Raw genomic sequence first — 482 nt, forward strand, 5'->3', positions numbered from 1 at the left:
CTCTTTTAATGATAATTTTTATGGGAGTGATGATAGGTTTAAGAGTAGGATATTGCCTATCAATGGATTCAATAATGTTTTTTGCAGTGCCTGTATGACCTAAAGCTTCTTCTATATCTTTTTGTTTCTCTTCTATCCTTTTCTTTTCTTGCATTTTTTCACTATATTTAATGACTTCTCTAGGTATTACTCCCTCTTGGAGCATTACTTGTTTGATACCCTCATAGGCTTCTTGATTATGGATTTCATTAATACCATTGTTTTCATTTGCACCCATTGAGAACCACCTTAATGTCATCATATAAGCGTTGTGCAACACTTAAAATTTTTTCGAATAAACCAACTTTAGCTTTTTTAGCTATTATATTGTGAATTTGTTGCATCTCATTATAGCATTTTTGCATTACACCCAAAATATCATCTTTCATCAAACATTGTTCCTCTGTCAAATCTGTTAAAGGCAATGCTATTCCAATAAATTT

2 protein-coding genes are annotated in these 482 nt (G+C 31.1%); both read right to left on the reverse strand.

All coding sequences use genetic code 11. The annotated features are described in order from the left end of the window. Window positions 1–277 (reverse strand): hypothetical protein (locus tag CQA44_RS12325; RefSeq protein WP_147289821.1); only part of this gene is annotated, 277 nt, incomplete at its 3' end. Then, the coding region (locus tag CQA44_RS12940) for a hypothetical protein (RefSeq protein ID WP_220272171.1) at window positions 264–482 on the reverse strand (219 nt) is incomplete at its 5' end. The genes CQA44_RS12940 and CQA44_RS12325, both read right to left, overlap by 14 nt.

Source organism: Helicobacter sp. MIT 14-3879 (genome assembly GCF_003364125.1).